This is a genomic window from Pseudomonas sp. W22_MBD1_FP4 (assembly GCF_052113765.1).
GTDB classification, from domain to species: Bacteria; Pseudomonadota; Gammaproteobacteria; order Pseudomonadales; family Pseudomonadaceae; genus Aquipseudomonas; species Aquipseudomonas sivasensis.
Genome location: NZ_JBGQOI010000004.1, coordinates 316,885 through 329,998, shown reverse-complemented (window position 1 = coordinate 329,998; position 13,114 = coordinate 316,885). Strand labels below are relative to the sequence as shown.

General features: G+C 60.5%; 10 protein-coding genes. All 10 read left to right on the top strand.

The genetic code is table 11. The features are described 5' to 3' along the window. Positions 1-74: 74 nt before the first annotated feature. The 10 genes from algK (at position 75) to ACEN2T_RS08315 (ending at position 13,105) form a co-directional block, all read left to right on the top strand. Positions 75-1,457 carry an alginate biosynthesis TPR repeat lipoprotein AlgK gene (gene algK / locus ACEN2T_RS08360; protein ID WP_032886363.1) on the top strand — a complete coding sequence of 461 codons (1,383 nt, stop codon included), beginning with the start codon at positions 75-77 and terminating at the stop codon, positions 1,455-1,457. Beyond that, positions 1,454-2,938, top strand: coding sequence for an alginate export family protein (locus ACEN2T_RS08355; RefSeq protein WP_032886361.1), 1,485 nt, complete (start codon positions 1,454-1,456; stop codon positions 2,936-2,938). Before algK ends, ACEN2T_RS08355 begins: the two co-directional genes overlap by 4 nt. Continuing rightward, on the top strand, positions 2,938-4,506 hold the full coding sequence (algG, locus tag ACEN2T_RS08350) for a mannuronan 5-epimerase AlgG (RefSeq protein ID WP_032886358.1): 1,569 nt from the start codon (positions 2,938-2,940) through the stop codon (positions 4,504-4,506). The genes ACEN2T_RS08355 and algG overlap by 1 nt, the downstream gene beginning before the upstream one ends. 11 nt (positions 4,507-4,517) lie before the next feature. Next, entirely contained in the window at positions 4,518-5,966 is a 1,449-nt protein-coding gene (locus ACEN2T_RS08345; protein WP_032886487.1) for an alginate O-acetyltransferase, read from the top strand. Positions 5,967-5,974: 8 nt separating this feature from the next. After that, complete coding sequence (locus tag ACEN2T_RS08340) at positions 5,975-7,084, top strand: mannuronate-specific alginate lyase (RefSeq protein WP_081797682.1); 1,110 nt, start codon at positions 5,975-5,977, stop codon at positions 7,082-7,084. Positions 7,085-7,300: 216 nt separating this feature from the next. After that, positions 7,301-8,833 carry an MBOAT family O-acyltransferase gene (locus ACEN2T_RS08335; RefSeq protein WP_442116555.1) on the top strand — a complete coding sequence of 511 codons (1,533 nt, stop codon included), beginning with the start codon at positions 7,301-7,303 and terminating at the stop codon, positions 8,831-8,833. A gap of 11 nt (positions 8,834-8,844) precedes the next feature. Further along, entirely contained in the window at positions 8,845-10,032 is a 1,188-nt protein-coding gene (locus ACEN2T_RS08330) for an alginate O-acetyltransferase (RefSeq protein ID WP_032886354.1), read from the top strand. 16 nt (positions 10,033-10,048) lie between these two features. After that, a complete protein-coding gene (locus tag ACEN2T_RS08325; protein ID WP_032886353.1) occupies positions 10,049-10,705 on the top strand; it encodes an alginate O-acetyltransferase AlgF in 657 nt (218 codons plus the stop codon). Positions 10,706-10,853: 148 nt separating this feature from the next. Further along, positions 10,854-12,305: a mannose-1-phosphate guanylyltransferase/mannose-6-phosphate isomerase gene (locus ACEN2T_RS08320; RefSeq protein ID WP_032886351.1), complete on the top strand. Its 1,452-nt coding sequence runs from the start codon at positions 10,854-10,856 to the stop codon at positions 12,303-12,305. 335 nt (positions 12,306-12,640) lie between these two features. Beyond that, positions 12,641-13,105, top strand: coding sequence for a multidrug transporter (locus tag ACEN2T_RS08315; protein WP_099601162.1), 465 nt, complete (start codon positions 12,641-12,643; stop codon positions 13,103-13,105). Positions 13,106-13,114: the final 9 nt, after the last annotated feature.

Genomic DNA, 13,114 nt, shown 5'->3' with positions numbered 1-13,114 from the left:
CTTGCTCGCGATGGGATCAGCGCGGTTTGCCTGACGGACCGGGTCGCCTGTATCGGGAGCAAGCCCCCTCCCACATGGGTTCGGTGGCGTTGCTGGCTATTGCGGTGAGCCTCGCCGGTTGCGCCGGCCTGCCCGACCAACGCCTGGCCAATGAAGCGCTTAAGCGTGGCGACACCGTCACCGCGCAGCAGAATTACCAGCAACTGGCAGACCTGGGTTACAGCGAGGCCCAAGTGGGCCTGGCCGATATCCAGGTAGGCACCCGCGATCCGGCGCAAATCAAACAGGCCGAAGCCACTTACCGTGCAGCGGCAGACACTTCGCCGCGCGCCCAGGCTCGCCTGGGGCGCCTGCTGGTGGCCAAGCCTGGCTCCACCGAAGCCGAGCACCATGAAGCTGAAGGCTTGCTGAAAAAAGCCTTTGCCAATGGTGAAGGCAACACCCTGATTCCACTGGCGATGCTGTACCTGCAATACCCGCACAGCTTCCCGAATGTGAACGCCCAGCAGCAAATCAGCAAATGGCAGGCCGACGGTTACCCGGAAGCCGGCCTTGCGCAAGTGCTGCTGTATCGCACCCAAGGCACCTACGACCAGCACCTGGATGATGTGGAGCGCATCTGCAAAGCCGCGCTGAACACCACCGATATCTGCTACGTCGAGCTGGCCACGGTCTATCAGAAACAAGCCGCGCCGGAAAAACAGGCCGAATTGCTCAAGCAGATGGAAGCCGGTTACAGCCGTGGCACCGTCACCGCCCAGCGCGTCGACAGCGTCGCCCGTGTGCTCGGCGATGCCACCCTTGGCACGCCGGACGAAAAAACCGCCCAGGCCCTGCTGGAAAAAATCGCCCCTGGCTACCCTGCGTCCTGGGTCAGCCTCGCGCAACTGCTCTACGACTTCCCGGAACTGGGCGACGTCGACCAAATGATGAAGTACCTCGACAACGGCCGCGCCGCCGACCAGCCTCGCGCCGAACTGCTCCTGGGCAAGCTCTACTACGAAGGCAAGTGGGTACCGGCCGATGCCAAGGCCGCCGAAGCGCACTTCGAAAAAGCCGTGGGCAAGGAAGTCGCTGCCGATTACTACCTCGGCCAGATCTACCGCCGTGGCTACCTCGGCAAGGTCTACCCGCAAAAGGCCCTGGACCACTTGCTGACCGCGGCGCGAAACGGCCAGAACAGCGCCGACTTCGCCATCGCCCAACTGTTTTCCCAAGGCAAGGGCACCAAGCCCGACCCATTGAACGCCTATGTCTTCAGCCAATTGGCCAAAGCCCAGGACACCCCGCAAGCCGTTGAGCTGGCCACCCAGCTCGAAGCACCGCTGACGCCGGAACAACGCGCCCAGGGCCAACGCCTGGTGCAACAGGAACTGGCCGCCCGCGGCACCCTGGCCCAGAGCACGTTGCAACTGCACGCCCTGGATGAAGAAGACGACGGCGAGGAATCCCTATGAAGCTCAATCCATTCGTCAAGGCCGGTATTGGCCTGACCTTCGCCCTGCTGTGGTCGTGCCCGACCCTGGCCGCGCTGACCGAAGCCAAGAACTTCGGCCTGGAAGTGAAAATCACCGGCCAGTCCGAAGATGACCGCGACCTGGGCACGCAAAAAGGCGGCGACGTCAACGGCGTCGGTATCGACCTGCGCCCTTGGATCTACGGTGAAAGCGGCAACTGGAGCGCCTACGCCATGGGCCAGGCGGTTGCATCGAGCGACATCATCGAGACCGACACCCTGCAACAGTCGGCCGACGACGAAAACCAGCAAACCACCAACAACGACCGCAAGACCAAGAAGAACTACTTGGCGATGCGCGAATTCTGGGTCGGCTACAGCGGCTTCACGCCCTACCCTGGCGAGATCCTCAAGCTCGGTCGCCAACGCCTGCGCAATGACGACGGCCAATGGCGCGACACCAACATCGAAGCGCTGAACTGGACCTTCGACACCACCTTGCTCAAAGCCAACGTGGGCGTCGCCGAACGCTTCAGCGAATACCGCACCGACCTCAAGGAACTGTCGCCTGTCGACAAGGACCGCCAGCACCTCTACGCCGACGCCGCTTACCAGTGGACGCCAGGCCAGTGGATCGGCCTGCGCGGTCATCACACCCATGACAACGGCAAGCTCGACTACCCGGAACCGGGTCAACCCACCGACTCGTTGGACAAGCGCGAAAACGGCGACCTGACCTGGCTCGGCATCGAAGCCAACAGCGACGCCTACAACTGGCGCAACACCAACACCGTCAACTACTGGGCAAGCGTGACGGGCATGCGTGGCGACCGCGACAAGGTCAACGCGTTGAAGTCCGACGGTTCGAGCCCTGATCAGGCCAAGCGCAGTGACAATCTCAGTGGCTGGGCCACCGATATCGGCGTGCGCCTGCGCCTCGACCCGCAGTGGCAAGTGGGTGCGGCTTACTCCCGCGCCAGCGCCGATTACGAGCAGAACGGCCTGCAAAGCAACCGTTCGAACTGGACCGGTACTCAGTCCCGCGTGCACCGCTTCGGCGAAGCGTTTCGCGGCGAGATGAACAACATGCAGTCCATGAGCCTGTTCGGGTCCTGGCAGTTGCGCGAGGACTACGACGCCAGCCTGGTGTACCACAAGTTCTGGCGCGTGGATGGCAACAAGCCGGTGAGCAGCAACGGCATTGCCGCGCTGGATAACACCACCGACGCCGCCGGTGACATCGTCGCCAGCACCTCCTTGCCACTGGCCGACGGCAAGAAAGACCTCGGTCAGGAGATGGACCTGGTCGTCACCAAGTACTTCAAGAAAGGCCTTCTGCCCGCCGCGCTCAGCCAGTCGGTTGACGAACCCTCGGCCCTGGTGCGTTTCCGTGCCGGTGTGTTCAAACCGGGCGACGCTTACGGCAGCAAAGTCGACTCCTACATGCACCGCGCCTTTGTCGACGTGGTCTGGAAATTCTGATGGGAGCCTGCGCAATGAATGCTCAAAGCCTACTCGTCGCGGCAATGCTGATGGCCAGCGCCACAGCGTTCGCCGATACGGCGGCCAAGGCGCCGACCATCGCCAAGGAACTGCAACAGGCCAAGACCTACACCATTTCCAGCCCGCCTACGGCGCCGCTGGAAATGGCCAAGCCGACCCTGCCGGACCTGTCGGGCTACACCGCCGCCGCGATGGAAAAGAAGATCGTGCGCAGCAAGCCCGGCAAAATCAGCATCCGCCGCATGATGCAGGAAGACGCCCTCAAGGACTTTATCGGCGGCGACAACAAGATGGCCGAATGGGTAGTGCGCCAACACGGCATTCCACAGGCGATCTTTGTCGACGACGGCTACATGAACCTCAAGGACTTGCTGGGTAAAGTGCCCAAGCAGTACTTCAGCGAAACCTCGCCGGGTGTGTTCCTGGCCAAGTTGCCGATCGTGGTCGGGCGCAAAGGCATCCTGGACATCGATAACAAGACCCAGGAGCTGCGCCTGTCCCAACAGGCCGGTTCGTTCCTGATCAACGACGGCCAGTTGTTTGTGCGTGACACCAAAATCACCGGTTGGGACGAAAAGGCCAACGGCCCGGCGCTGTTCAAGTCGCCGAAGGAATTCCGCCCGTTCCTGCTGGCCTGGGGCGGCACCGAGACGTACATCTCCAAGACCAAGATGGCCAGTTTCGGCTACGCCAACAGTAAGTCGTACGGGGTGAGTATTTCCCAGTACACGCCGAACATGGCCAAGGTGCTCAAGCGCCCTGAACCGACCGGCTGGATCATCGACTCCGAGTTCTCGGACATGTGGTACGGCTTCTACTGCTATGAGACCACGGGCTTCGTGATCAAGGGCAATACCTACAAAGACAACATCGTCTACGGCATTGACCCCCACGACCGTTCCCACGGCCTGATCATCGCGGACAACACCGTCTACGGCACGAAGAAGAAGCACGGCATCATCATTTCCCGTGAAGTGAACGACAGTTTCATCTTCAACAACCGCAGCTACGACAACAAGCTTTCGGGCCTGGTGATCGACCGTAATAGCGTCAACAACCTGATCGCCGACAACGAGATCTACCGCAACCACACTGACGGCATCACCCTCTATGAGAGCGGCGACAACCTGTTGTGGGGCAACAAGGTGATCAGCAACCGTCGCCACGGCATTCGGGTGCGTAACAGCGTGAACATCAAGCTGTACGAAAACACCTCGATGGCCAACGGCCTGACCGGCGTGTACGGCCACATCAAGGATTTGACCGACACCGACCGCGACATCGCCCTCGACCCATTCGACGCCAAGGTCTCGCTGATCGTGGTCGGCGGTGAGCTGGCAGGGAACGGCAGCGGGCCGCTGTCCATCGACTCGCCGCTGAGCATTGAGCTGTATCGCGTGTCGATGCTGGCGCCGACCAAATCCAGTGGCATCAGCTTCTCCGGCGTCCTAGGCGAACGCCAGGAAGAAATTCTCGACCTGCTGGTACGCCAGCAGAAAGCCGTGCTGATCGACCCTGTCGAACGCCAGACCGAAATGCAGGACTGAGGATGACCCTTATGCACCCACACATGATCAAACTGCTGAGCCTCTCGGGTCTGACCCTCGGCCTGCTCGCGGCCAGCCAGGGCGTACGCGCCGACGAACTGAAGGCACCGACCTTCACCGCCGAACCGTGCTGCAGCCTGTGCCCGGCCGCCCACGACGCGAAGAACTACACCACGCGCTACCAGCAGAACTTCACCACCCTGGTAGAAGCCCAGGGCGACTGGCTGTTCCGTACCCAGGAAGACTTGCGTACCGAATTCGACACCAGCCCCGCCGGCTACAAACGCATGCAACAACTGCACGATGCGTTCAAGGCCAAGGGCGTGGAACTGGTGGTGGTCTACCAGCCGACCCGTGGCCTGGTGAACCGCAACAAGCTCAACCCTGAAGAGAAAGCCAAGTTCGACTTCGACAAGGCCCTGGGCAACTACAAAACCATGCTCGGCCGTTTCGCCAAGATGGGCTACGTGGTGCCGGACCTGTCGCCGCTCACCAATGAGCAACTGCCGGATGAACTGCCGGCCCACGATTTCTACTTCCGTGGCGACCAGCACTGGACCCCATACGGCGCCCAGCGCACTGCGAAAATCGTCGGCGCCAAAGTGCGTGCGATGCCTGAGTTTGCCGATATTCCGAAGCGTGAATTCGAGACCAAGCGCTCCGGGCGCATGGGCAAGACCGGCACCCTGCACAACATGGCCGGGCAATTGTGCGGCACCAGCTACGCGATCCAGTACATGGACCAGTTCACCACCGAGCCCAAGGGCGAAGCCGGTGACGGCGACCTGTTCGGCGACTCGGGCAACCCGCAGATCACCCTCGTGGGCACCAGCCACAGCGGCAAGAACTACAACTTCGCCGGCTTCCTGGAGCAGGAAATCGGTGCCGACATTCTCAACGTGGCCTTTCCCGGCGGCGGCCTGGAAGGTTCGATGATCCAGTACCTGGGCAGCGAAGAATTCCAGAAGACCCCGCCGAAAATCCTTATCTGGGAATTCTCGCCGCTGTATCGCCTGGACCAGGAGACCATCTACCGCCAGATGATGTCGCTGCTCGACAACGGCTGCGAAGGCAAGACCGCGCAGATGACCGCGAGCACTACATTGAAACCCGGCAAGAACGAATTGATGGTTAACAGTTCGAACAAAGACCTGCGCAACGCCAACCATCAGGTTGATATCCGCTTCGCCGATCCATCGGTGAAAACCTTGCAAGCCACCCTCTGGTACATGAACGGGCGCCACGAGGACATCAAGATCGAGAAACCCGAAACATCCGATACAGACGGGCGTTTCGCCTTTGAACTGCGCACCGATGAAGACTGGGCCTCGCAGAACTTGCTGGCCGTGGAAGTGCAGGGCCCCGAAGCGGGCGCTGCCGCGCAGAAGGTCGAAGCGAAAATTTGCACACGCAACGTATTCCCAAGCGGCGGTCAGAAGACTGCCTCACTCGGGCAATGAGGTTACTTATGCAGAAGTTATGGATTCCATCGTTGCTGGGCCTGGCGATCTTCGCCGGCTCGGTCAACGCCGCCGCCCCACTGCGTCCGCCCCAGGGCTACTTCGCACCAATCGAAGCGTTCAAGACGGGCGACTTCAAGGAAAACTGCGACACCATGCCGACGCCCTACACCGGGCCTCTGCAGTTTCGCAGCAAGTACGAAGGCTCCGACAAGGCCCGCTCCACGCTGAACGTGCAGTCGGAAAAAGCCTTTCGTGACAGCACGGCCGACATCACTAAGCTGGAAAAAGACACCAGCAAACGCGTGATGCAGTTCATGCGTGACGGTCGCCCGGAGCAGCTTGAATGCACCTTGAACTGGCTGGTGTCGTGGGCCAAGGCCGATGCGTTGATGTCCAAGGACTTCAACCACACCGGCAAGTCCATGCGCAAATGGGCACTGGGCAGCATGGCTTCGGCCTATGTGCGTTTGAAGTTCTCCGACTCGCACCCGCTGGCCAATCACCAGCAGGAATCGCAGCTGATCGAAGCCTGGTTCAACAAACTGGCCGACCAAGTGGTAAGCGATTGGGACAATCTGCCCCTGGAAAAAACCAACAACCACTCTTACTGGGCCGCCTGGTCGGTGATGGCTACGTCCATCGCCACCAACCGTCGCGACCTGTTTGATTGGGCGGTCAAGGAATACAAGGTCGGCGTGAATCAGGTCGACGACCAAGGCTTCTTGCCCAACGAATTGAAGCGTCAGCAACGCGCCCTGTCGTACCACAACTACGCCCTGCCGCCGCTGTCGATGATCGCCAGTTTTGCCTTGGTCAACGGTGTTGATCTGCGCCAGGAAAACAACAGCGCGCTCAAACGCCTGGGCGACAAAGTGCTGGCCGGGGTCAAGGATCCGGAGATCTTCGAACAGAAGAACGGTAAAGAGCAGGACATGAAGGACTTGAAGCAGGACATGAAATTCGCCTGGCTCGAACCCTTCTGCACCCTCTACACCTGCGCGCCGGATGTGGTGGAGCGCAAGCACGGGATGCAGCCGTTCAAAACCTTCCGCCTCGGGGGTGACCTGACCAAGGTCTACGACCCGTCGCACGAAAAAGGCAACAAAGGCAGCTGATGGAACACGGTTAGAAATGTGGGAGGGGGCTTGCTCCCGATGGCGGTGTAACAGTCGCCCTCTGTGTCGAATGACACACCGCTATCGGGGGCAAGCCCCCTCCCACACTTGAACCGCGCTTGCCAGTGAAATTGTTGTACCGCCCCCCGTATTTTCGTGGGGGGGTTTGGGGGGGGCTGCGGCCCTTGACTGTTGGTTAAACATGGAGAGATCGGGATGGTTTTCTCGTCCAATGTGTTCCTGTTTCTGTTCTTGCCGATCTTTCTCGGCTTGTACTACTTGAGCGGGCAACGCTATCGCAACCTGCTGCTGCTGATTGCCAGCTACGTGTTCTACGCCTGGTGGCGAGTGGACTTCCTGGCGCTGTTCGCGGCGGTGACGCTGTGGAACTACTGGATCGGCCTCAAGGTCGGTGCAGCCGGCGTGCGCACCAAGCCGGCCCAACGCTGGCTGCTGCTGGGCGTGGTGGTCGACCTGTGCATCCTCGGCTACTTCAAGTACGCCAACTTCGGCGTCGACAGCATCAACGTGATGATGAAGTCAGCCGGCCTGGAGCCGTTCATCCTGACCCACGTGCTGTTGCCGATCGGGATCTCGTTCTACATCTTCGAGTCCATCAGCTACATCATCGACGTGTACCGTGGCGACACTCCGGCGACGCGCAACCTGATCGACTTTGCGGCATTCGTGGCGATCTTCCCGCACTTGATCGCCGGCCCGGTATTGCGTTTTCGCGACTTGGCTGACCAGTTCAACAACCGCACCCACACTCTCGACAAGTTCTCCGAGGGCTGCACGCGGTTCATGCAGGGTTTCATCAAGAAGGTCTTTATCGCCGACACCCTCGCGGTGGTGGCCGACCATTGCTTCGCCCTGCAAAACCCAACCACAGGCGATGCCTGGCTCGGCGCGCTGGCCTACACCGCGCAGCTGTACTTCGACTTCTCCGGCTACAGCGACATGGCCATCGGCCTGGGCTTGATGATGGGTTTCCGCTTCATGGAAAACTTCAAGCAGCCGTACATCAGCCAGTCGATCACCGAGTTCTGGCGCCGCTGGCACATCAGCCTCTCTACCTGGCTGCGTGACTACCTGTACATCACTCTGGGAGGCAACCGTAAAGGCACGCTGACCACCTACCGCAACCTGTTCCTGACCATGCTGCTCGGTGGCCTGTGGCACGGTGCGAACATCACTTACATCGTGTGGGGTGCCTGGCACGGCATGTGGCTGGCGATTGAAAAAGCCATTGGCCTCAATACCGCGCCGCGCAGTTTCAAAGTCCTCCGCTGGGCCTTCACTTTCCTGCTGGTGGTAATGGGCTGGGTGATCTTCCGCTCCGAAAACCTGCACGTCGCCGGCCGTATGTACGGTGCGATGTTCAGCTTTGGTGAGTGGTCGCTGTCGGAACTCAACCGCGCCAACCTCACTGGCCTGCAAGTGGCAACCCTGGTGGTGGCGTACGCAACCTTGGCGTTCTTCGGCCTGCGCGATTTCTACACCAACCGCCCTGCTGAAAAAACCAAGCCTGTCGACCCAAGCCTGATCAAGGCGGTACCCGGCGACAACCCCGGCAGCATCCACCAGCCAGGTTTCACCGTTGGCCAGGACGCCGCCGTGCAACCGGCCTACTGGACCGCTGACTGGCCACGCTACGCCATGCGCGCTGCGGTGCTGCTGCTGTTCGTGGCGTCGATTCTCAAACTGTCGGCGCAGAGTTTCTCGCCGTTCCTTTACTTCCAATTCTGAGGGAGCCGACCATGACCCGTTCATTACGCGTCCTCTATATCAGCCTGTTCATGGTGCTGCTGTTGGCCCTGGGCGCCTGGTCGCTGCGTAGCTTCTTTGGCTTCAGCACCAACGCCGAGGCCACGGTGCTCAACGGCCGCTGGACCAAGGCCGTCGAGACTCACTACGACGACGAGTTCCCGATCAAGCGCCTCGGCACCAACCTCTGGGCGGCGCTGGATTACAAGCTGTTCAATGAAGGCCGCCCTGGCGTGGTGCTGGGCCGCGATCACTGGTTGTACAGCGACGAGGAGTTCAACCCCGCCGTCAACGAAGACCAGAACCTGCAAGGCAACTACGCGCTGGTCGAAGGCGTACGCCAGAAGCTTAAAGCCCAAGGCATCCAACTGGTGATGGCGATCGTGCCGGCCAAGGTGCGCCTGTACCCGGAACACCTGGGTGAAGTAAAACCGGCGAGCATCCACGCCAATCTGTACCAGGACTTCCATGCCCGTGTTGCCGCAGACAACATCCCTGCTCCCGACCTGCTCGGCCCGTTGCAACAGGCCAAGTTGAGCGGTAAGCAAGTGTTCCTGCGCACCGACACCCACTGGACACCGGACGGTGCCGAAGTCGCCGCCAAGCAATTGGCCAAGGCGATTGCCGACAAGACCCCGCTCCACGGCGAGCCACAGCGCTTTGTCACCGAGGCCGAAAAGACCGAGCCACACAAAGGCGACCTGCGTCTGTTCCTGCCCCTGGACCCGCTGTTCGAAAACCTGATGCCGCCCAAAGAACCGCTGGAAAAACGCGTCACGCACCTGGCCGAAACCAAAGGCGACGACGCGCTGTTTGCCGACAGCGAAACCCCGGTGGCACTCGTGGGCACCAGCTACAGCGCCAACCCGAACTGGAACTTTGTCGGTGCGCTCAAGCAAGCCTTGGGCAGCGACGTCATCAACTACTCCGAAGACGGCCACGGCCCGATCCTGCCGATGCTCAGCTACCTGAAAAGTGATGACTTCAAGAACAGCCCGCCACAGGTGCTGATCTGGGAGTTTCCTGAACGTTATCTGCCCGTAAACAACGAAATCGGTGATGCCGACCCCGCGTGGGTTGCGCAACTTAAACAAGCCGGTTCGCGCCAACAGAACATGGCACTGAACACCCCAGCTATTAAAAATCAGAAATCCGAGACGCCCGACCGGGCGCAAAACTGAAAGAGAGGTAACTCACATGACTTTCACTACAACTCCTCGTCGTCTCGCTAAAACCCTGGCTATTGCTGCCGGTCTGAGCTTCGTATCCCTGTCCGCCTTCGCCGGTGGTGATGCCGCGCTCTACGGCCCTACCGCGCCAAAAGGTTCGAGCTTCGTACGTATCTACAACGCCAGCAACCAGGAAGTCAGCGCCACCGTCGGCAACACCAATCTCAACGAGGTTGCGCCACTGGCCAGCAGCGACTTCAGCTTCATGCCGGGCGGTGACTACAGCGCCAAGGTTGGCAGCCAGAGCCTGCCGGTCAAACTCGCCGCCGATCACTATTACACCTTGGTCAACAGCGGCAGCGGCCAACCTCAACTGATCGAGGAACCGCCGTTCAAGAACAAGCAAAAGTCTCTGGTGCGCGTGCAGAACCTCAGCGACAAGGCCCTGACCCTGAAGACCGCCGATGGCAAGACTGATGTGGTCAAGTCGGTAGCTGCCAAAGGCCGTGGCGAGCGCGAAATCAACCCGGTGAAAGTGAGCCTGGCGTTGTATGACGGTGACAAGAAAGTCGGCGATGTGAAGCCGGTTGCGTTGGAACGTGGTGAAGCGGCGGTGCTGTATGTCACCGGCTCGGGTTCGAGCTTGTCGCCAGTTTGGGTCAAGCGCCCGGTGTCGACCCGCTGATTAGCTTTTGAAATTGACGCTCCCCCTTGTGGGAGCGGGCTTGCTAGCGAATACGGTGGTTCAGTAACAGATGTGCTGACTGAATCACCGCCATCGGGAGCAAGCCCCCTCCCACAGGCTCTGACCCAATTGATTCAAGGAGAAACACATGATCCCAGTAATCCTTTCCGGTGGTAGCGGCTCACGTCTTTGGCCGCTTTCCCGCAAACAGTTCCCAAAACAATTCCTGGCCCTGACCGGTGAGCACACGCTGTTCCAGCAAACCCTGGAACGCCTGGTGTTCGAAGGCATGGACTCCCCGATCGTGGTCTGCAACAAGGACCATCGCTTCATCGTCAACGAGCAACTGGCCAACCGTAAACTGGAGTGCCAACGCATCCTGATGGAACCGTTCGGTCGCAACACCGCGCCGGCCGTGGCCCTGACCGCGATGATGCTGGTCAACGAAGGCCGTGACGAGCTGATGCTGGTGTTGCCTGCCGACCACGTGATCGACGACCAGAAAGCCCTGCAACGCGCCCTGGCCCTGGCCACCGTGGCTGCCGAACGTGGCGAGATGGTGCTCTTCGGTGTACCGGCGACTCGTCCGGAAACCGGCTACGGCTACATCAAGTCCACCAACGATTCGCTGCTGCCCGAAGGCGTTAGCCGCGTGCAGCAGTTCGTGGAAAAACCCGATGAAAAACGCGCCGTCGAGTTCGTCAAAAGCGGCGGTTATTTCTGGAACAGCGGCATGTTCCTGTTCCGCGCCAGCCGCTTCCTGGAAGAGCTGAAAAAGCACGACCCGGACATCTACGACACCTGCGTGCTGACCCTGGAACGCAGCCAGCAAGATGCCGACACCGTGTCCTTCGACGAAGCCACCTTCGCCTGCTGCCCGGACAACTCCATCGACTACGCCGTGATGGAAAAAACCCAACGCGCCTGCGTCGTACCGCTGAGCGCCGGTTGGAGCGACGTGGGTTGCTGGGCTTCGCTGTGGGCGGTTAACGATAAAGACGCCAACGGTAACGTCACCAAGGGCGACGTGGTGATCCAGGACAGCAAGAACTGCATGATCCACGGCAACGGCAAACTGGTGTCGGTGATCGGCCTGGAAAACATCGTCGTGGTGGAAACCAAGGACGCGATGATGATTGCCCACAAGGACAAGGTCCAGGGCGTCAAGCAGATGGTCAACACCCTCAACGAACAGGGCCGCAGCGAAACCCAGAACCACTGCGAAGTCTATCGTCCGTGGGGCTCCTACGACTCGGTGGACATGGGCGGTCGCTTCCAGGTCAAGCACATCTCGGTCAAGCCGGGCGCGTGCCTGTCGCTGCAGATGCACCACCACCGCGCCGAACACTGGATCGTGGTGAGCGGCACTGCCGAAGTCACCTGTGACGAGAACGTGTTCCTGCTCTGCGAGAACCAGTCCACTTACATCCCGATCGCCTCGGTGCACCGCCTGCGCAACCCGGGCAAGATCCCGTTGGAGATCATCGAAGTGCAATCGGGCAGCTACCTGGGCGAAGACGATATCGAGCGTTTTGAAGATATCTACGGTCGCTCGACGCCGGTTGAACGTGGCGTGTCGGTGAAAACTATCGCGCAGTAAAACAGTCGTACAAGAAGCCCTCACCCAGCCCATTGCGTCCCCTATCCGCAGTGGGTTGGGTGGGGGCTTTTTGTTTGGGATTTGCGCTGGCTGTGAGGGCCTCATCGGGGGCAAGCCCCCTCCCACCTTCGACCGCATTCCAAAGGCTGTACGCGGATAAATGTGGCCGGGGGCTTGCCCCTCCTACATTCGACCGCACTCCAAAGGCTGTACGCGGATAAATGTGGGAGGGGGCTTGCCCCCGATGAGGCCGGCACGCCCACCACAGCACTCAAGGTAGCCAATCCCACCTACGCTTAAGTTAGGATGCTCGTTCCCTATTCGAGGTGGTCTCCATGTTCTTCGGCGTTCTCCTGATCATCACCTGGCTGATCCTCCTGCTACGCTACCCGGCCAAGGCCCTTCCGGTTTCCCTTGCTGCCTTAGCAGGCCTGGGTTGCGTGGCCGTCTGGGTGGTCTGGCTGGACAGCCGCGAAGCCTCGCAACTGGCCCGCCTTGAACTGCGCATCACCTACGCCCCGCAGGACTGCCCCGCCGACCGCCCGCTGAAATTGACCCTCAACAACGGCAACGACGTGCCGCTGACCGAACTGCGCTGGCGCGTCGCCGCCTATGCGCCGGGCGACACGGTCAACCTGGCCGATAACGTCTATGCTGCCCCGCGCTATCGAGGCCCCGGCGAATTGCAGGCCGGCGCGACTTGGGACGATTGTCTTCCCACCCCACCGCTGCGCCCCGGTTACCGCCCGCAAACCCTGGAATTTCGTGCCGAGCACCTGCAAGGCAGCTTCTCGGACTGACAAAGGACT

Bases quoted from the DNA above. Each gene is read 5' to 3' on its own strand.
- algK (WP_032886363.1), top strand. From the start codon at position 75: ATGGGTTCGGTGGCGTTGCTGGCTATTGCGGTGAGCCTCGCCGGTTGC.
- ACEN2T_RS08355 (WP_032886361.1), top strand. From the start codon at position 1,454: ATGAAGCTCAATCCATTCGTCAAGGCCGGTATTGGCCTGACCTTCGCC.
- algG (WP_032886358.1), top strand. From the start codon at position 2,938: ATGGGAGCCTGCGCAATGAATGCTCAAAGCCTACTCGTCGCGGCAATG.
- ACEN2T_RS08345 (WP_032886487.1), top strand. From the start codon at position 4,518: ATGCACCCACACATGATCAAACTGCTGAGCCTCTCGGGTCTGACCCTC.
- ACEN2T_RS08340 (WP_081797682.1), top strand. From the start codon at position 5,975: ATGCAGAAGTTATGGATTCCATCGTTGCTGGGCCTGGCGATCTTCGCC.
- ACEN2T_RS08335 (WP_442116555.1), top strand. From the start codon at position 7,301: ATGGTTTTCTCGTCCAATGTGTTCCTGTTTCTGTTCTTGCCGATCTTT.
- ACEN2T_RS08330 (WP_032886354.1), top strand. From the start codon at position 8,845: ATGACCCGTTCATTACGCGTCCTCTATATCAGCCTGTTCATGGTGCTG.
- ACEN2T_RS08325 (WP_032886353.1), top strand. From the start codon at position 10,049: ATGACTTTCACTACAACTCCTCGTCGTCTCGCTAAAACCCTGGCTATT.
- ACEN2T_RS08320 (WP_032886351.1), top strand. From the start codon at position 10,854: ATGATCCCAGTAATCCTTTCCGGTGGTAGCGGCTCACGTCTTTGGCCG.
- ACEN2T_RS08315 (WP_099601162.1), top strand. From the start codon at position 12,641: ATGTTCTTCGGCGTTCTCCTGATCATCACCTGGCTGATCCTCCTGCTA.